Annotated in this window: 22 protein-coding genes; 5 read left to right on the top strand and 17 right to left on the bottom strand. The window is 73.9% G+C overall.

Going from position 1 to position 25,192, the window contains the following annotated elements:
- Window positions 1-14 precede the first annotated feature (14 nt).
- The 8 genes from EES41_RS27470 to EES41_RS27435 form a co-directional block, all read right to left on the bottom strand.
- Window positions 15-962, bottom strand: a complete 948-nt coding sequence (locus EES41_RS27470) for an ornithine cyclodeaminase family protein (RefSeq protein ID WP_367995786.1) — start codon at window positions 960-962, stop codon at window positions 15-17.
- Complete coding sequence (locus EES41_RS27465) at window positions 959-1,999, bottom strand: proline racemase family protein (RefSeq protein ID WP_254211580.1); 1,041 nt, start codon at window positions 1,997-1,999, stop codon at window positions 959-961. The genes EES41_RS27470 and EES41_RS27465 overlap by 4 nt, the downstream gene beginning before the upstream one ends.
- Window positions 1,996-3,000 (bottom strand): proline racemase family protein, encoded by a 1,005-nt coding sequence (locus EES41_RS27460; protein ID WP_123080737.1) that lies wholly within the window; start codon window positions 2,998-3,000, stop codon window positions 1,996-1,998. Before EES41_RS27460 ends, EES41_RS27465 begins: the two co-directional genes overlap by 4 nt.
- Window positions 3,001-3,016: 16 nt before the next feature.
- Window positions 3,017-3,934: a dihydrodipicolinate synthase family protein gene (locus EES41_RS27455; RefSeq protein WP_123080736.1), complete on the bottom strand. Its 918-nt coding sequence runs from the start codon at window positions 3,932-3,934 to the stop codon at window positions 3,017-3,019.
- A 76-nt stretch (window positions 3,935-4,010) separates the two neighbouring features.
- Window positions 4,011-5,408 (bottom strand): NAD(P)/FAD-dependent oxidoreductase, encoded by a 1,398-nt coding sequence (locus EES41_RS27450; protein WP_123082723.1) that lies wholly within the window; start codon window positions 5,406-5,408, stop codon window positions 4,011-4,013.
- 43 nt (window positions 5,409-5,451) lie between these two features.
- Window positions 5,452-5,781 carry a (2Fe-2S)-binding protein gene (locus tag EES41_RS27445; RefSeq protein ID WP_123080735.1) on the bottom strand — a complete coding sequence of 110 codons (330 nt, stop codon included), beginning with the start codon at window positions 5,779-5,781 and terminating at the stop codon, window positions 5,452-5,454.
- Between the two features lie 16 nt (window positions 5,782-5,797).
- The gene (locus tag EES41_RS27440) at window positions 5,798-6,964 is read right to left on the bottom strand and encodes an FAD-binding oxidoreductase (protein WP_123080734.1); all 1,167 of its coding nucleotides are present in this window, start codon (window positions 6,962-6,964) and stop codon (window positions 5,798-5,800) included.
- Between the two features lie 125 nt (window positions 6,965-7,089).
- Window positions 7,090-9,480 (bottom strand): collagenase, encoded by a 2,391-nt coding sequence (locus tag EES41_RS27435; RefSeq protein WP_123080733.1) that lies wholly within the window; start codon window positions 9,478-9,480, stop codon window positions 7,090-7,092.
- A 193-nt stretch (window positions 9,481-9,673) separates the two neighbouring features.
- Here EES41_RS27435 and EES41_RS27430 point away from each other — a divergent pair, with 193 nt between their 5' ends.
- Complete coding sequence (locus tag EES41_RS27430) at window positions 9,674-11,059, top strand: aminopeptidase P family protein (RefSeq protein ID WP_123080732.1); 1,386 nt, start codon at window positions 9,674-9,676, stop codon at window positions 11,057-11,059.
- A 37-nt stretch (window positions 11,060-11,096) separates the two neighbouring features.
- Here the strand turns inward: EES41_RS27430 and EES41_RS27425 are convergent, their stop codons facing one another.
- The 3 genes from EES41_RS27425 to EES41_RS27415 all read right to left on the bottom strand — a co-directional run bounded on the left by EES41_RS27425 (window position 11,097) and on the right by EES41_RS27415 (window position 13,192).
- On the bottom strand, window positions 11,097-11,552 hold the full coding sequence (locus EES41_RS27425) for a hypothetical protein (protein ID WP_123080731.1): 456 nt from the start codon (window positions 11,550-11,552) through the stop codon (window positions 11,097-11,099).
- A 120-nt stretch (window positions 11,553-11,672) separates the two neighbouring features.
- Window positions 11,673-12,071, bottom strand: coding sequence for a RidA family protein (locus EES41_RS27420; RefSeq protein WP_123080730.1), 399 nt, complete (start codon window positions 12,069-12,071; stop codon window positions 11,673-11,675).
- On the bottom strand, window positions 12,068-13,192 hold the full coding sequence (locus EES41_RS27415; protein WP_123080729.1) for an acyl-CoA dehydrogenase family protein: 1,125 nt from the start codon (window positions 13,190-13,192) through the stop codon (window positions 12,068-12,070). Before EES41_RS27415 ends, EES41_RS27420 begins: the two co-directional genes overlap by 4 nt.
- A gap of 157 nt (window positions 13,193-13,349) precedes the next feature.
- Here EES41_RS27415 and EES41_RS27410 point away from each other — a divergent pair, with 157 nt between their 5' ends.
- Complete coding sequence (locus EES41_RS27410) at window positions 13,350-14,969, top strand: AMP-binding protein (RefSeq protein ID WP_123080728.1); 1,620 nt, start codon at window positions 13,350-13,352, stop codon at window positions 14,967-14,969.
- A 4-nt stretch (window positions 14,970-14,973) separates the two neighbouring features.
- Window positions 14,974-15,777, top strand: a complete 804-nt coding sequence (locus EES41_RS27405) for a PaaX family transcriptional regulator C-terminal domain-containing protein (protein ID WP_123080727.1) — start codon at window positions 14,974-14,976, stop codon at window positions 15,775-15,777.
- Window positions 15,778-15,975: 198 nt separating this feature from the next.
- On the opposite strand, the gene EES41_RS27400 is transcribed toward EES41_RS27405, so the two are convergent.
- Both EES41_RS27400 and EES41_RS27395 read right to left on the bottom strand, forming a co-directional pair.
- Window positions 15,976-18,273 (bottom strand): bifunctional salicylyl-CoA 5-hydroxylase/oxidoreductase, encoded by a 2,298-nt coding sequence (locus tag EES41_RS27400; protein ID WP_254211795.1) that lies wholly within the window; start codon window positions 18,271-18,273, stop codon window positions 15,976-15,978.
- Between the two features lie 9 nt (window positions 18,274-18,282).
- Window positions 18,283-19,110 (bottom strand): enoyl-CoA hydratase family protein, encoded by an 828-nt coding sequence (locus EES41_RS27395; RefSeq protein WP_008743082.1) that lies wholly within the window; start codon window positions 19,108-19,110, stop codon window positions 18,283-18,285.
- Window positions 19,111-19,252: 142 nt separating this feature from the next.
- On the opposite strand from EES41_RS27395, the gene EES41_RS27390 reads away from it, so the two are divergent.
- The gene (locus EES41_RS27390) at window positions 19,253-19,699 is read left to right on the top strand and encodes an ATP-binding protein (protein ID WP_123082721.1); all 447 of its coding nucleotides are present in this window, start codon (window positions 19,253-19,255) and stop codon (window positions 19,697-19,699) included.
- Window positions 19,700-19,723: 24 nt separating this feature from the next.
- On the opposite strand, the gene argF is transcribed toward EES41_RS27390, so the two are convergent.
- The 3 genes from argF to EES41_RS27375 all read right to left on the bottom strand — a co-directional run bounded on the left by argF (window position 19,724) and on the right by EES41_RS27375 (window position 22,664).
- Window positions 19,724-20,746, bottom strand: a complete 1,023-nt coding sequence (gene argF, locus EES41_RS27385; protein ID WP_123080726.1) for an ornithine carbamoyltransferase — start codon at window positions 20,744-20,746, stop codon at window positions 19,724-19,726.
- 133 nt (window positions 20,747-20,879) lie between these two features.
- Window positions 20,880-22,106, bottom strand: coding sequence for an arginine deiminase (locus tag EES41_RS27380; RefSeq protein WP_073777969.1), 1,227 nt, complete (start codon window positions 22,104-22,106; stop codon window positions 20,880-20,882).
- 45 nt (window positions 22,107-22,151) lie between these two features.
- Entirely contained in the window at window positions 22,152-22,664 is a 513-nt protein-coding gene (locus tag EES41_RS27375; RefSeq protein WP_123080725.1) for a hypothetical protein, read from the bottom strand.
- A gap of 367 nt (window positions 22,665-23,031) precedes the next feature.
- On the opposite strand from EES41_RS27375, the gene fabV reads away from it, so the two are divergent.
- Window positions 23,032-24,240: an enoyl-[acyl-carrier-protein] reductase FabV gene (gene fabV, locus EES41_RS27370; RefSeq protein WP_123080724.1), complete on the top strand. Its 1,209-nt coding sequence runs from the start codon at window positions 23,032-23,034 to the stop codon at window positions 24,238-24,240.
- 44 nt (window positions 24,241-24,284) lie between these two features.
- Here the strand turns inward: fabV and mmuM are convergent, their stop codons facing one another.
- Window positions 24,285-25,172, bottom strand: coding sequence for a homocysteine S-methyltransferase (gene mmuM / locus EES41_RS27365; RefSeq protein WP_123080723.1), 888 nt, complete (start codon window positions 25,170-25,172; stop codon window positions 24,285-24,287).
- Between the last annotated feature and the right edge of the window lie 20 nt (window positions 25,173-25,192).

The following is a 25,192-nucleotide window of genomic DNA, read 5'->3' as shown; positions in this document are numbered from 1 at the left end:
CACAGCGTACAATGTCACGTTTCGCTGTTGGCTCCGCCGGCGGCCCGGAACAGCGCGACCGCCACAGCGAGATCCTCCCAGGCCATGCCCACGCTCTTGAAGAGCTGTGGACAATTCGGCGGCCCGCCCACCGGCAGCCGGCCGGCGACCAGGTCAGCAAGGGTGCCGCTGATATGACCGGGCCCGATGGCCCCCTCCGCCTCCGGCACCAGCAGGTCCCCCGCCTCCCGCAGCGCCGCCGCCCGGGACTCCACGTACACCGCCGCCCGCCGCACCAGCGCCGTGTCCGTCTCCCGCGCGTCGGGCTCGTGCGAGCCGACGGCGACGACGGTCGCGCCCGGGCCGACGAAGCGCCCGTCGAAGAGCGGCTCGCGCGCCGTGGTGCAGCAGACGACCAGATCGGCGCCCGCCACGTCCGCGGCGGTCCCGGTCCGGGCCTCGAAGCCCATCTCCCGTGCGTGGGCGGCGAGTCGGTCCGCGCCCCGGGCCTCGCGCGCCACCACCACGACCGAGGCCGGCTCCCGCAGCGCCGCGACCGCTTCGAGGTGGCCGTACGCCTGCGGCCCCGACCCGAACAGCACCAGGCGCGGCGGCGGCCCGGCCGGCGCCAGGTGGCGCAGCGCGAGCGCGGAGACCGCCGGGGTGCGCAGCGTCGTCAGCGCCGCCCCGTCGAGGAGGGCCAGCGGGCGCAGGGTGGGGCCGTCCAGGAGCAGGTACGAGCCGGTGATGCGGGGCAGCCCCCGCCGCGCGTTCCCCGGCGCCACCCCGGCGATCTTCACCCCGGCGTACGCCCCCGTCGCGGCCGGCATCAGCAGCAGCTGCCCGCCGGGTACCTCCAGGGCGGTGCGCGACGGGCAGTCTTCCGGGTCCACTCCGGCGCGCAGGGCGTCGGCCAGCGCGTCGGCCGCGGCGGCCGGGGTGAGGAGCCCGGCCATCTCCTCGGCGGTCAGCTGCGGGATCACAGCAGGAACCCGGTGCCGAGGGCGTCGTGCGGATCGGTCTCGAAGACGTGCTCGCCGGTGCGGTACGCGGTGCCGGTGACCTCCGTGACCAGGCCGCCGTCACCGGCCGGGTCCCCGGGAACCACCCGGCCGGTGAAGACGGTCCCGACGACCGATTCGTGCAGCAGGTCCTCGCCCGGCGCCAGCCGGCCGTCCTCGGCCAGCAGCGCGAGCCGCGCCGAGGTCCCGGAGCCGCAGGGCGAGCGGTCGACCTGCCCGTCGGCGAAGACGGTGACGTTGCGCTGGTGCGGCCCGAACGGAGTGTCGGGCAGCTCCTCGTACAGGACCACCCCGTAGACCCCGGAGAGCAGCGGTCCGCCGGGGTGCCAGGTCGCGGGGTGGGTGGCCAGGGCGGCGCGGATCTCCCGCCCGGCCCGTACCAGCGAGGGCAGCGCGGCCCGGGTGACCTCCAGGCCGAGGTCCCGCGCGGAGGCGACGGCGTAACAGGCCCCGGCGTGCGCGATGTCCACCTCGGTGATGCCGAGGGAGGTGGCGACGGGCACCTGGCGGGCGCCCACCCGGGCCGGGACGTTCCGGAAGGTGACCCCGGTGGTGCGGCCCCGGCCGCGGTGCACGGTGGCGGTGACCCGCCCGGACGGTACGTCGATCCGCACCAGGGCGTCCCCGTCGTCGGGGGCGGCGACCCGGCCGGTGTCCACCGCCCAGACGCCGAGGGCCATGGTGCCGTGCCCGCAGGCGGTGGAGTAACCGTCCTTGTGCCAGAACAGCACGCCGAAGTGGGCCCCGTCGTCGTCCGGGGGCACCACGAACCCCCCGTACATCCCGGCGTGCCCGCGCGGCTCCCGCACCAGGAGCCGTCGTACGTCGTCCAGCGCGCCCGGGCGCGGAGCGGTCCCGGAGCCGCCGGGGCCGATGGCGGTGGCGCAGCGCTCGGCGACGGTGTCCCCCGGGGCCGGGGGGAGTCCTTCGCAGACGATCCGGAAGGGCTCGCCCGCGGTGTGGTAGTCGGTGGCGCGGACGGCACGGACGGCGCTCACAGCAGGAACCCCCCGGGGAAGGGGTCGGCCGGGTCGAGGAAGTACTGGGCGGTGCCGGTGATCCAGGCCCGTCCGGTGACGGTGGGGACGACGGCGGGGAGCCCGCCGACGGTGGTCTCGGCGATGAGCCGGCCGGTGAACTCGGTTCCGATGAAGGACTCGTTGACGAAGTCGGCGCCGGTTTCCAGCAGGCCGCGGGCGTGCAGCTGGGCCATCCGCGCGCTGGTCCCCGTACCGCAGGGCGAGCGGTCGAACCAGCCGGGGTGGATGGCCATGGCGTGCCGGGAGCGGCGGGCGTCGGAGCCGGGGGCGGCGAGGTAGACGTGCTTGACCCCGGCGATGGAGGGGTCCTCGGGGTGGACGGGCCGGTCGCCGGAGGCATTGACGGCCTCCATGACCGCGAGCCCGGCGGCGATCAGGTCGTCCTTGCGGGCCCGGTCGAAGGGCAGCCCGAGGGCGTCGAGTTCGACGAAGGCGTAGAAGTTGCCGCCGTAGGCGAGGTCGTAGGTGACCGTGCCGAAACCGGGCACTTCGACCTTCAGGTCCAGCCCGACGCAGAAGGACGGGACGTTGGTGAGGGTGACGGCGGTGGCCGCGCCGTCCTCGACCCGGACGTCCACGCTGACCAGTCCGGCGGGGGTGTCGAGGCGGACGGTGGTGACCGGTTCGACGACGGGCACCATGCCGGTCTCGACGAGGACGGTGGCGACCCCGATGGTTCCGTGGCCGCACATCGGCAGCAGGCCCGACACCTCGATGTAGAGCACGCCGAAGTCGGCGTCGGGCCGGGTTGAGGGTTGCAGGATCGCGCCGCTCATCGCGGCGTGCCCGCGCGGTTCGTACATGAGCAGGGTCCGTACCTGGTCCATGTGCTCGATGAAGTGGAGCCGCTTGTCGGCCATGGTGGCGCCGGGGACCACCCCGACTCCCCCGGTGATCACGCGGGTCGGCATGCCCTCGGTGTGGGAGTCGACCGCGTGGTAGATGTGGCGGGTACGCATTCCGGTTCCCTCGCGACTAGTTGAGGCCCTCGGCGAGGGCCTTCTCGGTGGCGCCGCGGACGGCCGCCTCGGTCTCGCCGGTGAGCGGGAAGCGCGGCGGGCGGGTGGCGCCGCCGGGGCGCCCGGCCAGGTCCATGGAGAGCTTGATGGCCTGGACGAACTCGATCTTGGAGTCCCAGCGCAGCAGCGAGTGCAGGGACTTGTAGAGCGGCAGCGCGGTGTCGAGGTCTCCCGCGACGGCGGCCCGGTAGAGGGTGGCGCAGGCGTTCGGGAGCGCGTTGGGATAGCCGGCGATCCAGCCGACGGCTCCGGCGAGGGCGAGTTCGAGGAGGACGTCGTCGGCGCCGATGAGCAGGTCGAGGCCCGGGGCGAGTTCGGCGATCTCGTACGCGCGGCGGACGTCCCCGCTGAACTCCTTGACGGCGACGATGCTGCCGTCGCCGTGGAGGCGGGCGAGGAGCGGCGGGGTCAGGTCCACCTTGGTGTCGATGGGGTTGTTGTACGCGACGACGGGCAGCCCCGCCGCGGCGACCTCGGCGTAGTGGGCGCGGACGGCGGCCGCGTCGGCGCGGAAGGCGTTGGGGGGCAGCAGCAGGACGGAGCCGGCGCCGGCCTCGGCGGCCTGCTCGGCCCAGCGGCGGGCCTCGGCGCTGCCGTAGGCGGCGACTCCGGGCATGACGCGGGCGCCGTCGCCGGCCGCCTCGACGGCGGTGCGGACGACCTGGGCGCGTTCCGCGTCGGTGAGGGTCTGGTACTCGCCGAGGGAGCCGTTGGGGACGACGCCGTCGCAGCCGCTGGCGATCAGCCAGGCGACGTGTTCGGCGTACGCGTCGTGGTCGACGCTGAGGTCCTCGCGCAGCGGCAACGTGGTGGCGACCATGATGCCGTGCCAGGGGCGGGTGCGGGTGGGCGCGGGGGTGGGCGCGTGCGTCATGAGAGAGCTCCCTAGAGTGATGTGTGACATTTTACTTGGGGGTGTGAGTCGGCCACAAGGGTCCGGAGGAGCCGGATCAGCCGTCCGTGGCCGGAAGTTCGGCGAGGTGGCGCAGCGGGACCGGACAGGACAGCGGCCGCCGGTCCGGCGCCGCGCCGCCCGAGGAGGAAGCGCCCTCGCCCGCGAGGGCGGCGACGGCCGGGCCGCACGTCCGGCCCTGGCACCAGCCCATGCCGGCGCGGGTGAGCAGTTTGACGGTACGGACGTCCCCCGCGCCCAGGTCTTCGACCGCCTCGCGGACGCACCCGGCAGGTACCTCCTCGCAACGGCACACCTCGGTGTCGTCCCGGAGCCAGCCCGTCCAGCCGTCCCCGGGGCGGTGCGCGGCGCCCATCGCGGCGGCGAAGGCGCGCAGCCGGGCACGGCGGCGGACCAGCGCGGCCGGGGCGGCCGCCCCGGCGATCGCGCGGGCGGCGAGCTCCCCCTCGGCCAGCGCCAGTTCGGCCCCGCCGATGCCGCCGGTCTCCCCGGCGGACCAGACGCCGGGCACGGAGGTCCGCTGCCGGGCGTCCAGTTCCAGGGCGATCGTGCCGTCGGCGGCGCGCACGGTCGCGCAGCCGAGCCCGGTGGCCAGCTCCAGCTGGGGCACGAGCCCGTGGCCGACGGCGAGCGCGTCGCAGGGGATCCGGCGGGCGGTGCCGGGCAGCGGACGCCAGTCGCGGTCGAGGCGGGCGACCGTCACGGCCTCGACCCGGCCGGTGCCGTGCGCCTCGGTCACGGCGTGCCGGGTGAGCAGCCGGACGCGGTGGCGCAGCAGCGCGCCGCCGTACGTGGCGGCTTCGCCGATCTTGCCGGGGTTGCGGAGCAGGGCGGGGGCCCGCCCGGCGTACCCGGTGTACGAGGCGGCTTCGACGACGGCGGGCACCCGCGCCCCGGCGGCCGCGAGGGATCCGGCGACGGCGAGCAGCAGCGGCCCGCTCCCGGCGACGACCACCCGCCGGCCCGGCAGGACGAGACCGCTCTTGAGCATGGCCTGGGCGCCGCCGGCCCCGACCACCCCGGGCAGGGTCCAGCCGGGGAAGGGGAGCTGGCGCTCGTGGGCGCCGGTGGCGAGCAGGACGGCCCGGGCGCGGACGGCGGCGGCGCGCTCCTCGGGGCCGGCGACGGCGTGCAGGGTCCAGCGCCCGCCGTCCGGGACCACGGTCCAGACGTGGTGCGAGGGCAGGTACGTGATCCGGCCGGCCGACTCGTGGGCGCGCAGGGCGGCTTCGCGGGAGGCGAAGGCGGCCCAGCCGTGGTGCAGGGCGTCCGGCCGGGCGGCGCCGAGGCCGGGCGCCGGGTGGCGGTAGTACTGGCCGCCGGGGCGCTCCCCGGCGTCGAGGACGGTGACGCGCAGCCCGAGGCCGGCGGCGGTGACGGCGGCGGCGAGCCCGGCGGGGCCGGCTCCGACGACGGCGAGGTCCACGGGATCCACGGGATGCACGGGATGCACGGGGTCCACGGGATCCGCTGCGCGGTCAGACGGCGAGGTCGGCACGGCCGGTTCCCTCCTGGGTGGTGACGGTGTCCCCGGGCCGGGCGGGCACCAGGCAGGCGCGCTGGTTGGGACGCCCGTTGACGGTGACGAGGCAGTCGTAGCAGCTGCCGATCCCGCAGAACGCGCCGCGCGGGGCGCCGGTCTCGCGGGTGGTCCGCCAGGCGAGGATCCCGGCGCCCCACAGCACGGCGGCGATGCTCTGCCCCGCCTGCGCGGACAGCTCCCGCCCGTCGAAGCGCATCGTGTACGTGGCCGCGGGCGCCCCGCCCACGAGGGCCCGGGGCGACCGGGTACCCGGACTCTGGCTCATCTGCCGTTCTCCTTCGTCATCGTGTGGCCGCCGTGCCGGAGCGGTCCGGGCCGAAGCGGTCCGGGCGGAACGGGTGCGGGTCCAGCGGGGCTTCGGCGCAGGTGAGGGCGGCGGCGATCAGCAGCCCCGTCGCCGGCGCCAGCCCGATGCCGGCGCCCTCGTGCCCGCACGCGTGCAGCAGCCCCGGCACCCGCGGGTCGGCCCCGATCGCCGGAAGGTGGTCCGGCAGGTACGGCCGGAACCCGTGGTACGCCCGCAGCACCCGGACGTCGGCCAGCACCGGGAACAGCGCGGCCGCCTGCGCCGCGAGCCGCCGCAGCGCCTCCACCGACAGGCTCCGGTCGAAGCCGACCCGCTCCCGGGTGGCCCCGATCAGCACCGGGCCGGAGGGCGTGCCCTCGACCACCGCCGAGGACTGCAGCGCGGCGGACCCGCTGGCCACGTCCGCGATGTAGTCGGCGGCGTACACCTTGTGCCGCACCACCCGCGGCAGCGGCTCGGTGACCAGGACGAACCCCCGTCGCGGCAGCACCGGCAGGTCCACCCCGGCGAGTTCGGCGATCCGCCCGCCCCAGGTGCCGGCGGCGTTGACCACGGCGGGGGCCCGCAGTTCCCGCCGCCCGGTCCGCACGCCCCGTACCGCCCCGCGCTCCAGCAGGAGGCCCGTCACCTCCTCCCCCAGGTACACCTCGGCGCCCGACGCGGCCAGCAGTCGCGCCGCGGCCTGGGCCGGCTGCACCTGGGAGTCCTGCGGGTAGTGGAAGCCGCCGGCCGGCCCCGGGGCCAGGTGCGGTTCCAGCTCGCGCAGTTCCCCGGCCCCGACCTCGACGGCGTGGACCCCGGCGGCGCGCTGGCCGTCGGCGAAGGTCCGCAGCGCCTTGAGGGTGGTCTCGTCCGGGGCGACGACGAGGCCGCCCTTGGCCTCGTACTCGATGCGGTCCGGGAGCACGGCGGCGAGTTCCCGCCACAGCCCCGCCGACCACAGCGCGAGGTCGAGTTCCGCTCCCGCCCCCTTGTCGGAGACGAGCAGGTTCCCCTCCCCCGCGCCGGTGGTTCCGCCCGCGACGGGGCCGCGGTCCACGACGGCCACGGTGAGTCCGGCGCGGCCGGCGTAGTAGGCGCACGCGGCGCCGACGACGCCGGCGCCGATGATCACGACGTCCTGGGAGTGTCTCTTGGGCACGGCAGTAATATGTCACATTCTTTAGTCGGTGCCCAGGACCACCCGGGCCGGCCGCGTACCCCGCCGGGACGGCCCCGCCCCGCCGGATCCGACCGGGGGTGGGCGGGGCCGGCCCGGTCACCGGATCAGCCGCGCAGCGGACCGTCGCAGCTGTAACTCGACGTCCCCGCCTTCTTGGTGTCCCAGATCTCCACCGGGCCGAAGGAACAGTTCATGTCGGCCAGGTTGTTGGAGGCCGCGCCCGCCCGGTCGAGGAGGAAGTAGTCGACCGTCTCGGACATGTCCTTGAAGTTCTGGTCGTCGCTGCGCCAGTTCTTCAGGTTCGCGGTGATCCGGCCCGTACAGACGAACCGGCGCTTGCCGGCCGAGCCGTTCTCCACGCAGTCCGGGGTGTTGTACGTGGCCGCCGCGAAGCTCGACTTCACCGAGGCGAGCGCGGAGTCGCGCAGCCGCGCGTCGGGCGTGAACGTGGTGTTCGGCACGTAGAGCTGGTCCACCTTGGCGATCTGGGCGTCCAGGAAGCGGTTGTAGTCGCGCTGGAGGTAGCTGTCCGCGCCGGTGCGGTGGCGCCAGGCGTCGTACCCGGCGACGTCGTTCGCGCGCAGGTAGCCGTACATCTCGCGCAGCAGGGAGGGCTTCTCGGTCCACAGGAACTCGAAGAAGGTGCCCGCGTAGTTGTAGAAGCGGAACCCGTCCCCGTCGTAGGTGGCGTTCAGCAGCTGCTCGACCGTCATGCGGGGGCCGCCGCCGGAGGTGTCCGAGATGATGCCCCGGACCAGGGACTTGCGGACGGCGATGCCGTTGTCGCGGGTGGATCCGTCGAAGAACTCGGCGGTGCCCTCGTCCATGGCGGTGGTGCGGTCGCCCTCGTACCAGGGGCCCTCGCCGAAGAAGCCGGGGACGGCGTAACGGCCGTTGAGGTAGTGGGTGTACTCGTGGCGGAAGAGCTCTTCGAGGGTGAGGGAGGAGTCCTGCGGGACGCGGCGCTGGTAGGTGTAGAAGGTGGCGCCGTTCTCGATGTAGATGCCGCCGTTGTTGGTGCCGTAGCCGGTCAGGATCGGGTGGTAGTTCTCGTAGTCGGCGCGGGAGGCGTACAGGACGATGTTGAGGGTGGTGTTGGGGTCCCCGGCGAGCGGCTGCTCGGTGCCCAGGACCCGGTGGTACTGGGCCTTGACCTGCTTGCTCGCGTAGTAGAGCTGGTCGACGGTGGCCTGGTCCAGGGCGGTGCGGACCTTGATGGCGCCGTTGTCGTAGGAGTAGGTGTAGGGGAACAGCTGCTTCTCGATGTCCTCCTTGCACACCCCGTACGGCTTGCAGGCCTCGTAGAAGTTGAGCCAGGAGACGATCTTGGCCCAGGGCTCGCTGCCGTTGCCGAAGCCGGACTTCACCGGCTCCAGCAGGGCGCCGAGGTCGGCGACGGTCTGGTCCTTGAGGGCGTCGACCTGGCCGAAGCGTCCGTACTCGCCGAGGGCGTCGCGGACCACCCAGGCATTGGTGGTGCCCTTGAGGTGGGTGTGGCCCGCGAAGGCCTTGAAGGCGGCGCGGTACGAGGCGTCGCCGGCCACCGCCGCGTGGAAGGCGGCGTCCTGGTTGCCGGGGTAGACGCCGAGGTAGTTGACGGAGAGGGCGGCGAGGGCCGCGCCGCCCCAGGCGGCGTCCTGGCTGGTCGCGGGGTGCGAGGCGTCCAGGGTGGCCAGGACCTTCTTGATCAGGCCGAGCTGGTGCTGGCGCAGGCCGGGCGCGCTGGCGGCGTAGAGGGCCTCGCGCAGGGTCCGGGCGTTGGAGGCGGTGGCGTCGAAGGTGCGGGCGGCGTCACCGAAGTCCGCGATGGCGCGGCGCATGGCATCGACGGTGGGGGCGTCGGTGACGTCGATCTCGTCGCGCGAGTAGTCGTGGTAGGCGACGGCGTGCAGGTACGTGAACATCTCCTCCAGGTGGGAGGAGCCCTGGCCGTCGTGGGCGGCGGCCAGGGCGGATATCCGGCGGGAGACGGCCTGGACGTGGGCGTCGGACATGACGGGCGCGAGGCGCGCGTCCCAGGTCCAGATCAGCCCGCGCAGACAGCCGTCGGCGAGGACGGCCTGGTCGCCGAGGAAGTCGGCGAACTGCTCGGGGGAAAGGTTCGTGATCCCGTCAAGGGTGCAGGGGACGCCCGCGGCGACGCTCCGCGCGGTGGGGGCGGCGGCGGCCGCTTTGCGGCTCTTCTCGGACCGTTCGGCGGGCGCGGCGGCGGCCGTGGCGGCGCCGGGCACCTTGGCGTCGGTGACGGCCTTGCCGCCCGGGGCGGGGGCGGGCGCCGGGACGGCCTCCTTGGCGCTGCCGAGGCGGTCGACCTCGTCGAACGGGTTGCCGACGGGCGCGGCGGGGCCCGCGGCGGGGGCGGCGGCCGCGAAGGTGGCGGGAACCGGGGCGCCGTTCTCGGCGGCCTGGGTGACGGCCTGGCCGGCGGAGGCCAGGAGGGTCACCGCGACGGCGGCGGAGAGGAGGGACGTGCGCACAGCTCTGTGCTGGGACACCAAGAACTCCTGGTTGGGAAGGGAGGTGGGGGAAGTGGTGCGTGAACTGCCCCTGGAAGGGGGGAACTGCCCTGCGTCACACGGCGTTTGACGGGGATTAACGTGCCGCGGTGTGACCTGTAACATAGTAATGTGAAATTGCACTGACAAGCCCTGTGCACCCACCAGTTGTGTCTTCTTGTAGGGAGCCCCGATGACCGACACCCCTTCAGGCCTCACCTCCGGCCTGCACACGGGCAGCCACGACCTGCCCGTGTCCCCCGAGCTGACCCGCTACATGGCGGGCAACTGGACGGCCTCGCCGCTGCCCGCCACCGACCGGGTCCCGGCCCACGCCGCCACCCCCGGGCGCCGCGAGCGGCTCTCCGCGCACTTCCCGGGCGAGCGGCTGATCATCCCCGCCGGGCAGCTCCAGGTCCGCTCCAACGACGCCGACCACCGCTTCCGCCCGCACAGCGCGTACGCCTGGCTGACGGGGCTGACGGGCGAGGACCAGGCGGGCCACGTCCTGGTGCTGGAGCCCTCCGGCCCGCACGGCCACGAGGCGGTGCTGTACCTGCGGCCGCGCTCGCCGCGCGCCGACGGGAACGAGGAGTTCTACCGGGACCGCCGCTACGGGGAGTTCTGGGTGGGGCGCCGCCCCGACCTGGCCGAGGCCGAGCGCCTGACCGGCCTGCGCTGCGCCCACCTGGACACCCTGGGCTCACCGCAGGGCCGCGACGCCGCCCGGGACCGGCAGCTGGCCTCCGTCCTGTCGGAGCTGCGCCTGGTGAAGGAGGCCTGGGAGGTCGACCAGCTACAGCTGGCCGTCGACCACACCACGGCCGGGTTCGAGGACGTCGTACGGGCCCTGCCGCAGGCCCTGGCGCACCCGCGCGGCGAGCGCTGGATCGAGGGCGTCTTCGGCCTGCGCGCCCGCGCGGAGGGCAACGGCCTCGGCTACAACACGATCGCGGCCTCGGGCGCCCACGCCTGCATGCTGCACTGGATCCACAACGACGGCCGGCTCGACCCGAACGAACTGCTGCTGCTGGACGCCGGCGTGGAGACGGACACCCTCTACACGGCGGACATCACCCGCACCCTGCCGCTGTCGGGGCGGTTCTCCCCCGTCCAGCGGCAGGTCTACGAACTGGTCCTCGCCGCCCAGGAGGCGGGCATCGCCGCGCTGCGCCCGGGCGCGACCTTCCGGGACTTCCACCGGGCCGGGATGCGGGTCATGGCGGAGGGCCTCGCGCAGTGGGGGGTCCTGAAGAACACCGAGGGCGATCTGCACCGCCGCTACACGCTGTGCGCCAGCGGGCACATGCTGGGCATGGACGTGCACGACTGCGCGCAGGCGCGGGCGCAGACGTACCTGGACGGCGTGCTGGAGGAGGGCCAGGTGCTGACCGTGGAGCCGGGCCTGTACCTGCAGCCGGACGACGAGACGCTCCCGGCGGAACTGCGGGGCATCGGCGTGCGCGTCGAGGACGACCTGGTCATCACGGCGACGGGCGCCCGACTGCTGTCGGGCGCCCTGCCGCGCACGGTCGCGGGCATCGAGGAGTGGATGGGGAACCTGCTGGAGAGCCGCTGACCCCGGCTGTCAGCCGCCGGCCGGCTGCCGGGCCGCGTCACCAGCCGCCGTTGTTCCATCCGCCGCGGTCGTTGTTCCAGTTACCGCGGTCGTTGTTCCAATTTCCGCGGTCGTCGTTCCAATTGCCGCGGTCGTTGTTCCAATTGCCGTTGTCGTGGTTCCAGTTGCCGCGGTCGTTGTTCCAGTTGCCGTTGTCGTTGTTCCAGCGGCCGTCATTCCAGTTGTCGCGGTTCCAGTTGTGGTTCCGGTTGCCGTTCCCGTACGAGTCGTTGCGGTACCCGGAGGCGTCCGCCTGGTCCCAGCACCATCTGGGCACGTCGCTGCGGTAGCGGTAGTGGGCGCAGCACTGGTTCCAGTTCCCGCGCCATTCATCGGAACAGCGGTAGTTCTGCGGAAGACCCGCTGCGGCGGCGCCACTGACGGGCATCAGGCCGAGCGCGAGGCCGGCGGCCCCTGCCATGGCCGCCACGACGATCCCACGGCGCATGTCCATGCACCTCCGAGTATGGAAAGTGGTACAAAGCGAGCATTTCCACCCTCCCTCGCCCCCGGCCCACTGTCAAAGCCAGCGGGCCGGGGCCGGGCCCCCCTTGGGGCGCCCCTAAGACAGGCCCTACTCGACGACGGCGATGCCGTCCAGTTCGACCATCGCCTGCTCGTCCCACAGCCGGACCACACCGATCACCGCCATCGCCGGGAAGTCACGACCCGCCAACGCGCGCCAGATCCGGCCGAGTTCGCGGGCGTGTTCCCGGTACGCGGCCACGTCGACGGCGTAGACGGTCACCCGGGCCAGGTCGGCCGGGGCGCCGCCGGCGGCCGCGAGCGCCGCCAACAGGTTGGTCAGCGCCCGCTCGAACTGCTCGGGCAGGGTGTCCCCCACGACCTTGCCGGCGCCGTCCAGCGCGGTCTGGCCGGCCAGGAAGACCAGCCGGCCGCCGGTGGCGGTCACCGCGTGGGAGAAGCCCGTCGGCGGGGAGAGCTCCGCCGGATTGATCCGCTCCGGGCTCATCGCGCGGCCACCCCCCGGTACAGCTCCTTCGCGATGATGGTGCGCTGCACCTCGCTGGCCCCCTCGTAGATGCGCGGCGCCCGTACCTCCCGGTACAGGTGTTCCAGCAGGTGGCCCCGGCGCAGGGCGACCGCGCCGTGCAGCTGGACCGCGTGGTCCACCACGTACTGCGCCGTCTCGGTGGCGAGGAGTTTCGCCATCGCCGCGCGGCGCGGGACGTCCCGGGAGCCGCTGTCGTACGCTCCGGCGGCCGCGTAGACCAGGAGTCGCGCGGCCTCGGTACGGGTGGCCATCTCGGCCACCCTGTGGGCCACGGCCTGGAGGTCGCCGAGCACCCCGCCGAAGGCGGGGCGGCCCGCCGTGTGGGCCAGGGTGGCGTCCAGCGCGGCGCGGGCCATGCCGATCGCGAAGGCGCCGACGCTCGGCCGGAAGAGGTTCAGGGTGTCCATGGCGACCCGGAAGCCGCGCCCCGGTTCGCCCAGCAGGTCCTCGGGGCCGACCGGCACGCCGTCGAAGGCGAGCGAGCCGATCGGGTGCGGGGAGAGCATGTCGAGGGGCTCCCCGCTCAGGCCGGGGCGGTCCGCCGGGACGAGGAAGGCCGTCACCCCCTTGGCACCCGGCGCCTCACCCGTTCGGGCGAACACGGTGTAGAAATCCGCTTCCGGGGCGTTGGAGATCCAGCACTTGTCCCCGGTGAGCCGCCAGCCGGCGCCGTCGCGGCGGGCGTCCAGCGCCAGGGCGGCCGCGTCGGAGCCCGCCCCCGGCTCGCTCAGCGCGAAGGCCGCCACGGTCCGTCCCGAGCGGACGCCGGGCAGCCAGCGCTCGCGCTGGGCGGGGCTCCCCTCGCGCAGGACCGCGTACGATCCCAGCCCTTGCAGGGCCAGCGCGGTCTCGGCCTCCGTGCAGCCGTAGGCGAGGGATTCCCGGAGCAGGCAGAGGTCGAGCGCCCCGGAGGTGAAGACCCGTTCCAGCAGGCCCTCGTCGCCGAGCGCGGCCAGCAGCGGCCGGTTGACCCGGCCCGGCTCCCCCTTCTCGGCCAGTGGCCGGAGCCGGTCCGCCGACAGCGCCCGCAGCCGCGCGCACCACTCCTCTTGCTCCGCTCCGAGCGCGAATCCGGTCATCCGAGTGTCCCCGCAATCCATCGAATCCATCGAACTATCGCGTCCTGTTGACTACCGTCACCATCACGATACGCTCGTGGGGCAATCGCACGGCCGGCTCGACCCATTCGGTCCCACGCCTTGGGGCCCGGACCGTCGCAAGGGGGCGCATCCCGCCTTGGAGCTCAAGCCTTCCGCTCACGCCGACACCTTCTCCCGCGACCACCTGCCGCCCCCCGACGCCTGGCCGCGACTGCTCTTCGAGCTGCCCGCGCTGGCCTATCCGGACCGGCTGAACTGCGGGGCCGAGCTGGTCGACGGAACCATCGCCCGCTTCGGGCCCGAGCGCCCCGCGTTCCTCGACGGGACCGGCGGGGTGTGGACGTACGGCCGGCTGCGCGAGCGCGTCGACCGCCTCGCGCACGTCCTCACCGCCGATCTGGGGGTGGTCCCCGGCAACCGGGTGCTGCTGCGCGGGCCCACCGGCCCGTGGCTGGCGGCCGCGTGGCTCGCGGTGATGAAGGCGGGCGCGGTGGCCGTGACCGTACTGGCGCAGCAGCGGGCGCAGGAGCTGGCCACGGTGTGCGCGATGGCCCAGGTACGGCACGCGCTGTGCCATGTGACGGTGCTGGACGATCTGGTCAAGGCCGAGGTACCGGGGCTGCGGATCACCCCCTACGGCGGCGCCGACCCGGACGACCTGCTGCGCCTCGCCGAGGCCCACCCGGAGCCCTACACCGCCGTCGAGACCTCCGCCGACGACGTCGCGCTGATCGCGTTCACCTCCGGTACCACCGGGCGCCCCAAGGGCTGCATGCACTTCCACCGCGATCTGCTGGCCGTCGCCGACACCTTCTCCCGCGAGGTGCTCAGACCCCGCCCGGAGGACGTCTTCGCCGGCAGCCCCCCGCTGGGGTTCACCTTCGGCCTCGGCGGGCTGGTCGTCTTCCCGCTGCGCGCCGGGGCCTCGGCACTGCTGCTGGAGCAGGCCACGCCGCGGCTGCTGCTCCCGGCGGTCGCCGAGCACCGGGTCAGCGTGCTGTTCACCGCGCCGACCGCGTACCGGACGATGCTGGACGCCCTGGGCCCGTACGACGTCGGCGCGCACGACCTGTCGTCGCTGCGCCGCTGCGTCTCGGCGGGCGAGAACCTGCCGGAGGCCACCTGGCGGGCGTGGCACGAGCGCACCGGCCTGCGGATCATCAACGGCATCGGGGCCACGGAGCTGCTGCACATCTTCATCTCCGCCTCCGACGAGGACATCCACCCGGGCACGACCGGGCGGGTGGTCCCGGGCTGGCAGGCCCGGGTGGTGGACCCGGCGGGGCGGCCGGTCGCGGACGGCGAGCCGGGGCTGCTGGCGGTGCGGGGCCCGGTGGGCTGCCGGTACCTGGCCGATCCCCGGCAGGGGGAGTACGTACGGGACGGCTGGAACCTGACCGGCGACACCTACGTGCGCGATCCGCAGGGGTACTTCCGGTACGTCGCCCGGGCCGACGACATGATCATCTCTTCGGGTTACAACATCGCGGGCCCGGAGGTGGAGGAGGCCCTGCTGCGCCATCCGGACGTGGTGGAGGCGGCGGTCGTCGGGCGCCCGGACGAGCGGCGGGGGCAGATCGTGGTCGCGTACACCGTCACGCGTGAGGGCGTGGTGCTGACGGAGGAGACCCTGCGGGCCTTCATGCGGTCCGAGCTGGCCCCGCACAAGTGCCCGCGCTCCTTCGTCTTCGTCCCCGCCCTGCCGAGGACCGCGACCGGGAAACTGCAACGGTTCCGGCTGCGCGATCTAGAGTAGGCCCGTGGCCGAGCAGCACACTCCGCGATCGTTGATCGTCACCTTCTACGGCGCCTACGGGCGGGCCTTCGAGGGCCCCGTACCGGTGTCCGCGCTGGTGCGCCTGCTGGGCGCGGTCGGCGTGGACGCCCCGTCGGTCCGCTCGTCGGTGTCCCGGCTCAAGCGGCGCGGCTTCCTGCTGCCCGCCCGCGCGGCGGACGGCTCGGCGGCGTACGAGCTCTCCGCGGAGGCCCGGCAGCTGCTGGACGACGGCGACCGGCGGATCTACGGGACCGCCGCCGGCCTGTCGCAGGAGTGGCTCGTCGCGGTGTTCTCCGTCCCGGAGCAGGAGCGCAGCAAGCGGCACCTGCTGCGCTCCCGGCTGGCCCGGCTCGGCTTCGGGAACGTGGCGCCCGGCGTGTGGATCGCCCCGGCCCACCTCGCCGAAGAGACCGGGCACACCCTGGACCGGCTGCGTCTGACGGCGTACGTGGAGCTCTTCCGGGGCGCGCACCTCGGCTTCGCCCCGACCGCCGAGGCGGTGGCCCGCTGGTGGGACCTGGCGGCGCTGGCCAAGCAGCACGAGGAGTTCCTCGACCTCCACGAGCCTGCCCTGCGCGCCCTCCAGTCGGGCCCGGAGCCGACGCCGGAGGAGGCCTACCGGGGCTACCTCCCGGCCCTGGACACCTGGCGCCGCCTCCCGTACGCCGACCCGGGCCTGCCGCGCGAACTGCTCCCCGCGGACTGGCCGGGCGACCGCGCGGCGGCGGTCTTCACCGAACTGCACACCCGGCTGCGGGACATCGGGGCGTCCTTCCTCCCGCCGTGACCCACCCCCCGTGCCCTCCGTGACCCCGTGTCCCGTCCGGGCGCTGGGGGCCGCGGTCGGCACCGAGCCGCTGCTGAGCGGGGTCGGCGCCGTCAACGCCCGCAGGCCTGAGGCGGAGTTGCCGGCCGGAGCCCGGGGCAGGCCCTGGGAGACGGCCGAGGAGACCTGTGGTCGCCGTCGGCTGAGGGGTGAGGCGGGTCAGCCGCGGCCCGTCGGGGGTTTGCGGCTGCCCGCGCGGTACGGGGCGGGCCAGGGGGCGGCGGGGCCGTCGTAGGCCTGGTCGGCGGCCGCGTGCAGGGTCCAGTGGGGGTCGTAGAGGTGCGGGCGGCCGAGGGCGCAGAGGTCGGCGCGGCCCGCCAGGAGCAGGGAGTTGACGTCGTCCCAGGAGGAGATGGCGCCGACGGCGATGACCGGGATGCCGAGGGCGTTGCGGATCCGGTCCGCGTAGGGGGTCTGGTACGAGCGCCCGTACTCCGGGGCCTCCTCGGACACCACCTGGCCGGTGGAGACGTCGATGGCGTCGGCTCCGTGGGCGGCGAAGGCGGCGGCGATCTCCTCGGCGTCCTCGGGCGTGGTGCCGCCGGGCGCCCAGTCGGTGGCGGAGAGGCGGACCGTCATGGGCCGGTCGCCCGGCCAGACCTCGCGGACGGCGTCGAAGACCTCCAGGGGGAAGCGGAGCCGGTTCTCCAGCGGGCCGCCGTACGCGTCCGTGCGGTGGTTGGTCAGCGGGGAGAGGAACCCGGACAGCAGGTAGCCGTGCGCGCAGTGCAGCTCCAGCAGGTCGAAGCCGCAGTCGGCGGCCCGTACCGCGGCGGCCGCGAAGTCGGAGCGGACCGCCGCGAGGCCGGACCGCGTCAGGGCGCTCGGGACCGCGGAGACGCCCGGCCGGTACGGCAGCGCCGAGGCGGCGACCAGCGGCCAGTTGCCCTCCGGGAGGGGATCGTCCATCCCCTCCCACATCAGCCGCGTCGAACCCTTGCGGCCCGAGTGGCCGAGCTGGACGCCGAGGGCCGTGCCGGGCGCGCTGGTGTGGACGAAGTCGGTGATCCGGCTCCAGGCGGCCGCCTGTTCGGCGGTGTACAGGCCGGTGCAGCCGGGGGTGATGCGGCCGTCGGCGCTGACGCAGACCATCTCGGTCATCACCAGTCCGGCCCCGCCCAGCGCCCGCGCGCCGAGGTGCACCAGGTGGAAGTCCCCGGGCAGGCCGCTGCCGCCGCCCGCCGCGTCGCCCGCCGAGTACATGTCCATCGGCGAGACCACGACCCGGTTGCGCAGCGTCAGCCCGCGCAGGGTGAACGGCGTGAACATCGGCGGAGTTCCGTCCTCCGGGCAGCCGAAGTCCCGCTCCACCGCTCGCGCGAACCGTTCGTCGCGCAGCCGCAGGTTGTCGTGGGTGACGCGGCGGCTGCGGGTGAGGAGGTTGAAGGCGAACTGCCGGGCGGGCTGGTCCACGTACCCGGCGACCTCCTCGAACCACCGCATGCTGGCGGCCGCGGCGCGCTGCGTGCTGGCGACGGCCGGGCGCCGCGCCGCCTCGTACGCGGCCAGCGCGGCCGGAACGTCAGGCTCGGCCGCTACCGCCTCGGCGAGCGCGAGGGCGTCCTCGACGGCCAGTTTGGTGCCGGAGCCGATGGAGAAGTGCGCGGTGTGCGCCGCGTCTCCGAGCAGCACCACATTGCCCTGCGACCAGCGCTCGTTGACGACGGTACGGAACCGCGTCCACGCCGAGCGGTTGCCCACCAGCGCCCGCCCGCCCAGGGCCTCGAAGAAGGTCTTGGCGCAGCGGGCCGCCGACTCGCTCTCGTCGCACAGGTCGAAGCCCGCCGCCCGCCACACCTCCTCCCGCATCTCCACGATCACCGTGGAGGCGTCGGCGGAGTACGGGTAGGCGTGCAGCTGCATGACCCCGTGCTCGGTCTCGGCGATCTCGAAGCGGAAGGAGTCGAAGGCGAAGTCGGCGGCGAGCCAGATGTAGCGGCACTGCCCGGCCGTCAGTGTCGGCCGGAAGTGCGCGGCCCCGTGCTCCCGGGTCGCGCTGTGCACCCCGTCGGCCGCCACCACCAGGTCGTGGGAGTCCGCGAGCGCGAAGGCGTCGGGGGCATCGGCGCGGAACCGGAGCCGGACCCCGAGGGCCGCGCAGCGCTCGTGCAGGATCTCCAGCAGCCGGCGGCGCCCGAGGGCGGCGAAGCCGTGGCCGCCGGAGGTCAGCAGCCGGCCCCGGTGCACGACGTCCACGTCGTCCCAGCGGACGAACTCCGCGCAGAGGGCGGCGTAGACGGCGGTGTCGGCCCGCTCGATGCCGCCGAGGGTCTCGTCGGAGAGCACCACGCCGAACCCGAAGGTGTCGCCCGGCGCGTTGCGTTCCCAGACCTCGACGTCGTGCCCCTGACGGGCCAGCAGCGCGGCGGCGTACAGCCCGCCCGGTCCCCCTCCGACGACGGCGACCCTCATGGCGCTCGCGGCCACGGGCAAGGGCGCCGACATGGGCACGGACATGGACATGGACTACCTGCCCTTCCACTCCGGGGGCCGCTTCGCGGTGAACGCGGCGTGGAACTCCGCGTAGTCCCGGCCGTTCATCAGCAGTGCCTGGGTGTTGGCGTCCAGCTCCACGGAGGCGGCCAGCGGCATGTCCAGCTCGGCCGTCAGCAGCGCCTTGGTCTGCGCGTACGCGAGGGCCGGACCGGCGGCGAGGTGGGCGGCCAGCTCGGCCGCCCGCGCGTGGGCCTTGCCCTCGTCGGTGACCTCGCTGAGCAGCCCGATGCGCTCCGCCTCGGGTGCGCGGACGGGCTCTCCGAGCATCAGCAGCCGGGTGGCGTGGCCGAGGCCGACGACCCGGGGCAGCAGGTACGCGGCGCCCATGTCCCCGCCGGAGAGGCCGACGCGGGTGAAGAGGAAGGAGAAGCGGGCGGTGGGGTCCGCGATGCGGAAGTCGGCGGCGAGCGCGAGGACGGCCCCGGCGCCCGCGGCCACCCCGTGGACGGCGGCGATCACCGGGAAGGGGCATTCGCGGATCGCGCGGACGACCTGGCCGGTCATCCGGTTGAAGTCGAGGAGCTGGGCGGTGTCCATGGCGAGCGTGGCGCCGATGATCTCGTCCACGTCGCCGCCGGAGCAGAAGCCGCGCCCCTCGCCGCCGAGCACGAGGGCGCGTACGGAACGCTCCCGGGACAGTTCGGCGAGCAGATCGCGCAGGTCGGCGTAGGCGCCGAAGGTGAGCGCGTTCAGCTTGTCGGGGCGGTCGAGGGTGACGGTGGCCACGCCGTCCTGCCGGGTCACCCGGAGGTGGCGCCACCGTTCGGTCGCTGGTGTGGAACCGGTGAAGGGGCTCACGTTCCCGACCGTATCACCGACTCGTGACTGCCGTCACAGAAACGCGAGAGCTGCTGGGCCGGGGTGCCCCACGGCGGCGCGCGTGCACTTCGTATGGTTGAAAGCTGGAACTACCAGCCCGGCCCCCCACCGGAACGGAGGGATCCCCTTGCCCGACGCCCCCGCCTGGCGGATCGCCCTGCCGCACACGGCGGCCGCGGTCCCCATGGCCCGCGCCCTCGTCCGGACGGCGCTGACCGAAGCCGACGCGCCCGCCGACCGGGACACGGCGGAGCTGCTGACGGCCGAGCTGGTCGCCAACGCGGTGGAGCACACGCGGACCTGCGCCCCGATCGAGCTGGTGGTGGAGCTGCTGGCGGACGGCTGCCAGGTCGAGGTGCACGACGGGGATCCGCGGCCGCCGGGCGACCTCACCGGCCCCCACGACGACGCGCACCCCGACCCCTGGCAGGAGCACGGCCGCGGCCTGCTGCTGCTGCGCGCCCTGAGCTCCGGCTGCGGTCACCGCCGCACCGAGCGCGGCAAGGCCGTGTGGTTCACCCTGTCGGCCCGGCCGGCGGCGGTTCCCTCCCGAGGACCGGCCGTATGACTATGCGTCGGCCTTCACGGTGGGTCAGGCGGACGGCTGTGCGACGGGCTTCGCGAGCGTCGCGACGAGCACGGCCTTGATGGTGTGCAGCCGGTTCTCCGCCTCGTCGAAGACGACCGAGTGCTCGGACTCGAACACCTCGTCCGTGACCTCCAGCGAGTCCAGCCCGTGCCGCTCGTGGATCTCGCGGCCGACCTTGGTGCCCAGGTCGTGGAAGGCGGGCAGGCAGTGCAGGAACCTCACGTCCGGGTTCCCGGTGGCGCGCAGCACGTCCATGGTGACGGCGTACGGGGCCAGGGCCTCGATCCGCTCGTCCCAGACCTCCTTGGGCTCGCCCATCGACACCCACACGTCGGTGGCGACGAAGTCGGCCTGCGCCACCCCCTCCGCGACCTCCTCCGTCAGCGTGATCCGGGCCCCGCTGGCGGCGGCGAGCCCGTGGGCCCGCTCGACCACGGCCTCGGCCGGCCAGTAGGCCTTCGGCGCGACGATCCGTACGTCCATGCCCAGCAGGGCGCCGGTCACCAGGTAGGAATTGCCCATGTTGAAGCGGGCGTCCCCGAGGTAGGCGAAGGCGATCCGGTCCAGCGGCTTGGCGCTGTGCTCGGTCATGGTGAGCACGTCGGCCAGCATCTGGGTGGGGTGCCAGTCGTCGGTGAGGCCGTTGAAGACGGGCACGCCGGAGTACGCGGCGAGCTCCTCCACGGCCTGCTGGCTGTCACCCCGGTACTCGATCCCGTCGAACATCCGGCCGAGCACCCGGGCGGTGTCCTTGACCGATTCCTTGTGGCCCATCTGGGAGCCGGAGGGGTCGAGGTAGGTGGTGTGGGCGCCCTGGTCGGCGGCGGCGACCTCGAAGGCGCAGCGGGTCCGGGTGGAGGTCTTCTCGAAGATCAGGGCGATGCTCTTGCCCTGGAGCCGGCGCTGTTCGATTCCGGCCTTCTTGTCGGCCTTGAGGGCGGCGGCGAGCTCGACGAGGCCGCGGAACTCGGCGGCGGTGAAGTCGAGCTCCTTGAGGAAACTGCGGCCGACGAGGTCGGTGGCCATGGGGGCGCTCCAGAGTCGTACTGACAGGGGATTTTGGAAGTCTATACGATCCTCTGTATTGATATACAGACCTGCGGGGCCCCTCGTCGAGAGGCCCCGCTCACACTGTCCCCCGCCGGCCCGGGTCAGCCCGTCACACGGCGTCCCGCTCCACCGGACAGCTCATGCAGCGCGGCCCGCCCCGGCCCCGGCCCAGCTCGCTGCCCGGGATCTCGATGACCTCGATGCCCTGCTTGCGCAGATGGGTGTTGGTCGTGACGTTCCGCTCGTACGCCACCACCACCCCCGGCTCCACGGCCAGCACGTTGCAGCCGTCGTCCCACTGCTCGCGCTCCGCCGCGTGCACGTCCTGCGTCGGGGTCAGCACCCGGATCGCATCGAGGCCGAGGGCCGCCGCGATCGCCCGGTGCATGTGGTCCGGCGCGTGGTCGGTCACCTTCAGCTCGCTCGCCCCGCTGCCCGGCTCGATCGTGTAGGAGCGCAGCATGCCGAGCCCCGCGTACTGAGTAAACGTATCTCCATCCACCATCGTCATCACGGTGTCCAGGTGCATGAACGCCCGCCGCTTGGGCATGTCCAGCGCCACGATGCTGGTCGCGGACCCGGCGGCGAACAGGCCCCGGGCGAGCATCTCCACCGCCTGCGGGGTGGTCCGCTCGCTCATCCCCATGAGCACCGCGCCGTTGCCGATGACCAGGACGTCCCCGCCCTCGATGGTCGAGGGGTAGTCGGCCTGCCCCTGCGACCAGTAGTGGAAGGCGCCCGAGGTGGTGAAGAGCGGGTGGTGCCGGTAGATCGCCTCGAAGTGCACGGTCTCGCGCTGCCGGGCCGGCCAGCGCATGGCGTTGATGGAGACCCCGTCGTAGATCCAGGCGGAGGTGTCCCGGGTGAACAGGTGGTTGGGCAGCGGCCCGACCAGGAAGTCGTCCAGCTCCATGGCGTGGAAGCGGACCGACACCGGCTCCGCGTGCCGCGCCAGGTACTCCCGCTTGGTCATCCCGCCGACCAGGGCCTCGGCGAGGTCGGCCGAGGGCAGTGCGTCGAACACGGCGCGCAGGTGGTCGGTGGCGAGCGGCCCGTACTCCTTCTCGTCGAACACCCGGTCCAGTACGAGGTGTCTCGCCTCCGGGATGTCGAGGGTCTCGGTGAGCAGGTCGCCGAAGAGGTGCACTTCCACGCCCCGGTCGCGCAGCACGTCCGCGAACCCGTCGTGCTCCTGGCGGGCCCGGCGGACCCACAGCACGTCGTCGAAGAGGAGGGTGTCCTTATTGGTTGGTGTGAGCCGCTTCAGCTCCAGATCGGGCCGGTGGAGGATGACGCGGCGCAGCCGCCCGGTCTCGGAGTCGACATGGAATCCCATGCCGTACACGTTCCCAGACCGGACGGCTTTTGACCGGGGGTCCGCTCAGCGCGGGGTACCGAGGCCGAGAAGCGCCGCCGGGGCGCCGATGAGCTCCGGGGTGGTCAGCCCGAGCTTGGGCTTCGTCAGGTTCGGGATCCCGGAGTTGCTCCCGTCCGGCATGGTCAGCGGGGAGCCGACGACCGCGCCGGGGGTGCGGGCGAGCAGGGTGGTCGCCGGTGCTTCCAGGGAACCCTCACCGTCCGTCTCCTTCTTGCCGAGCAGGTTCGGCAGGGGGGAGGTCACGAGGGTCCGGCCGAGATCGGTGCTGACCGGCACCACCGGGAGCAGTGGGGTCGGAAGCATGTCGCCGGTGTGCTGGCGGGGCGCCTCGGGTGCGCCGACCGTCGGCACGGGAACCGCGGTGGCCACGCGCGGCGTGTCCACGCCCAGCGTGGTCTCCACGGCGTCCAGGGGGACACCCACCGGCACCGCGTCGGCCACGGCCGGGGAGGCCGCTCCGGCCGCCGCCATACAGGTCATGAGCACCGCAATGCTGCCGCGCGCGGTCATCTTCATAGGTGACGTTCCGTCCTTCCAGGGTCGCGGACACTCCGCTCCCCTGGATGAACGATCCCGCCGGCGGGTTTCCCGGAGTTCTCCGCGAAAGTTCCCCCATACGACCTAATTCCGGGCCGTACGGGGGCGGCGGCTTTACGGAGCGCGGCCCGGATCAGGGCCGGGGGCCGACCGGCTCCGACTCCGGGACCGGTCCCGCGCGGTGATCACGCGAGGACGGACCCTGGTGGAACCCTCCAACCCCGGCTGGGCATCGTTGTGCCGGGCAAGATCACCGCGTTGATCCGCGCGGCCGCAGACTGACGGGACGAGGTGGCCGAGACGGCCGCCTCGTCCTTGTCCGCGACGACACCTGGGGCACCACACCGTGAGCGAACGCGTCATCGCGCCCAAGAGCCGGGGCTTCCTGTTCCTCGACTCCCACCCCGGCGGCTGCCGACAGCTGGTGGAAGAGATGTGGCAGGCCGTCCCCGCCCCGGCACCCGCCGGGGGCGAAGGACCGGTGGCCCTGGTCATCGGCTCGTCCGCCGGGTACGGCCTGGCCGCTACGATCGCGGGCCTGGCCCGCGTCGGTATCCGTGGCATCGGCGTGTGCTTCGAGAAGGCGCCCGCGCGGCGCACCGGCACCGCCGGCTGGTACCGCACCGCCGCCACCGCCCGGCTCGCCCGGCAGCACGGGCGGGACATCGTCTTCCTCAACGGCGACGCGTTCAGCGACACGATGAAGGAGCAGGTCGCCGACCTCCTCGTCGAGCGGTTCGGGGGACGACTCGACTACCTGGTCTACTCGGTGGCCGCGCCCCGCCGCACCGACCCGGACACCGGCACCACGTACGCCTCGGTCCTCAAGCCGATCGGCTCGGCGCACACCACCAAGACCCTCGTCTTCGACGAGCAGGGCGCCCCGGAGGTGAAGGAGGTCACCACCGCGCCGGCCGAGGGCGACGACATCGAGCAGACCGTCGCGGTGATGGGCGGCACCGACTGGGAGCGGTGGATCACGTTCCTGGCGGACCGGTCCCTGCTCGCCGACGGCTTCGCCACCGCCGCCCTGTCCTACATCGGCTCACCGCTCACCGCGGCGATCTACCGGCAGGGCACCATCGGCGCCGCGAAGTCCCATCTGGAAACCACCGCACGCGCATTGGACGAGCGCCTCGGCAAGACCCTGGGTGGCCGGGCCGTGACCTCGGTCAACGCCGCCGCCGTCACCCAGTCCTCCACCGCCATCCCCGGCATCGCCCTGTACGTCGGGCTGCTGCGCGGCGTCCTCGGCGAAACCATGGTGGCCCCGATCGGTCAACTGGTGGAGCTGTGGGACCGGCTGACCGGCGCCCGCCCCCTCGACCTCGACGACGAGGGCCGGGTCCGCCTCGACACCTGGGAACTCGACCCCGCGGTGCAGGACGCCGTCGCCGAACGCTGGAGCACCGCCACCAGCGACACCATCGACGAACTCGCCGACCTCGCCTGGTTCAGCGACGAGGTCCGCCGCCTCTACGGCTTCTCCGTCCCCGGCGTCGACTACACCGCCGCCGTCGAAACCGACGTCCCCTGGCCGCCTCTCACCACCTGACCCGCGCCACGAACGTCCCCGCTCCCCGCCGCCGCCCCCGGCCGTCAGGCTCCCGGTCGGCTGCGGGTCCGCGCGGCCAGCGCGGCGATGTGGGCGGGGCCGATGCGGCAGCAGCCGCCGATGAGGCGGGCGCCGGCGTCCTGCCAGGCCTCGGCGGGCCAGGGGGCGGGATGCCCGGGGGCGTGCCAGGTCTGGGTGGCGGCCTCCCACACCGAGCCGTCGTTGGGGTAGGCCAGCAGCGGCAAGCCGGTGACCCCGGCCGCCGCTTCGAGGGCGGGCAGGACGTCCTCGGGGTCGCAGCAGTTGACGCCGACCGCGATGACCTGCGGGGAGGCGGCCGCGAGGGCGAAGGCCTCGGCGAGGGGCTGCCCGGCGCGGGTGCGGCCGCCCGCCACCGTGTAGCTCAGCCAGGCCGGGGCGCCGGTCTCCGCGAGGATCCCGAGCAGGGCCTCGGTCTCCAGGGCGTCCGGGATCGTCTCCAGGGCCAGTACGTCGGGCCCCGCGGCCAGCAGCGCCTCGACGCGGGGACGGTGGAAGGCCGCCAGCTCGCGCACGCTCAGCCCGTACCGGCCGCGGTACTCGGAGCCGTCCGCGAGCACCGCCCCGTACGGCCCGACCGAGGCGGCCACCCAGACCTCGTGGCCGGCGGTCTCCGCCACCCCGGCGGCCAGCCGCACGCTCCGCGCGAACAGCTCGCCCGGCGCGGCGGAGCCGATCTGGTAGCTCGCGGTGATCAGCACCTCGGCCCCGGCCCCGGCGTACGCGGCGTGTGCCCGCGCCACCTGGTGGGGGCGCTCCGTGAGCACCCGGCCCGTCCAGAGGCCGCCGGACAGGTCGCAGCCCTGGTCGGCGAGCTGATTGCTCAGCCCGCCGTCCAGGAGCACGGTCCTGCGGGCCAGGGCCTCGGCGAGCGGGCCGGACGCACGCGGCACGGGGTTCCTCCTTCGTCGGC

Source organism: Streptomyces sp. ADI95-16, assembly GCF_003721495.1.
GTDB lineage: Bacteria > Actinomycetota > Actinomycetes > Streptomycetales > Streptomycetaceae > Streptomyces > Streptomyces goshikiensis.
The sequence above is the reverse complement of the archived record's forward strand: the minus strand, read 5'-3'. Positions and strand labels throughout refer to the sequence as shown.

Bases quoted from the DNA above. Each gene is read 5' to 3' on its own strand.
- EES41_RS27460 (WP_123080737.1), bottom strand. From the start codon at position 3,000: ATGCGTACCCGCCACATCTACCACGCGGTCGACTCCCACACCGAGGGC.
- EES41_RS27455 (WP_123080736.1), bottom strand. From the start codon at position 3,934: ATGACGCACGCGCCCACCCCCGCGCCCACCCGCACCCGCCCCTGGCAC.
- EES41_RS27445 (WP_123080735.1), bottom strand. From the start codon at position 5,781: ATGAGCCAGAGTCCGGGTACCCGGTCGCCCCGGGCCCTCGTGGGCGGG.
- EES41_RS27430 (WP_123080732.1), top strand. From the start codon at position 9,674: ATGACCGACACCCCTTCAGGCCTCACCTCCGGCCTGCACACGGGCAGC.
- EES41_RS27425 (WP_123080731.1), bottom strand. From the start codon at position 11,552: ATGGACATGCGCCGTGGGATCGTCGTGGCGGCCATGGCAGGGGCCGCC.
- EES41_RS27420 (WP_123080730.1), bottom strand. From the start codon at position 12,071: ATGAGCCCGGAGCGGATCAATCCGGCGGAGCTCTCCCCGCCGACGGGC.
- EES41_RS27415 (WP_123080729.1), bottom strand. From the start codon at position 13,192: ATGACCGGATTCGCGCTCGGAGCGGAGCAAGAGGAGTGGTGCGCGCGG.
- EES41_RS27400 (WP_254211795.1), bottom strand. From the start codon at position 18,273: ATGTCCGTGCCCATGTCGGCGCCCTTGCCCGTGGCCGCGAGCGCCATG.
- argF (WP_123080726.1), bottom strand. From the start codon at position 20,746: ATGGCCACCGACCTCGTCGGCCGCAGTTTCCTCAAGGAGCTCGACTTC.
- EES41_RS27380 (WP_073777969.1), bottom strand. From the start codon at position 22,106: ATGGGATTCCATGTCGACTCCGAGACCGGGCGGCTGCGCCGCGTCATC.
- EES41_RS27375 (WP_123080725.1), bottom strand. From the start codon at position 22,664: ATGAAGATGACCGCGCGCGGCAGCATTGCGGTGCTCATGACCTGTATG.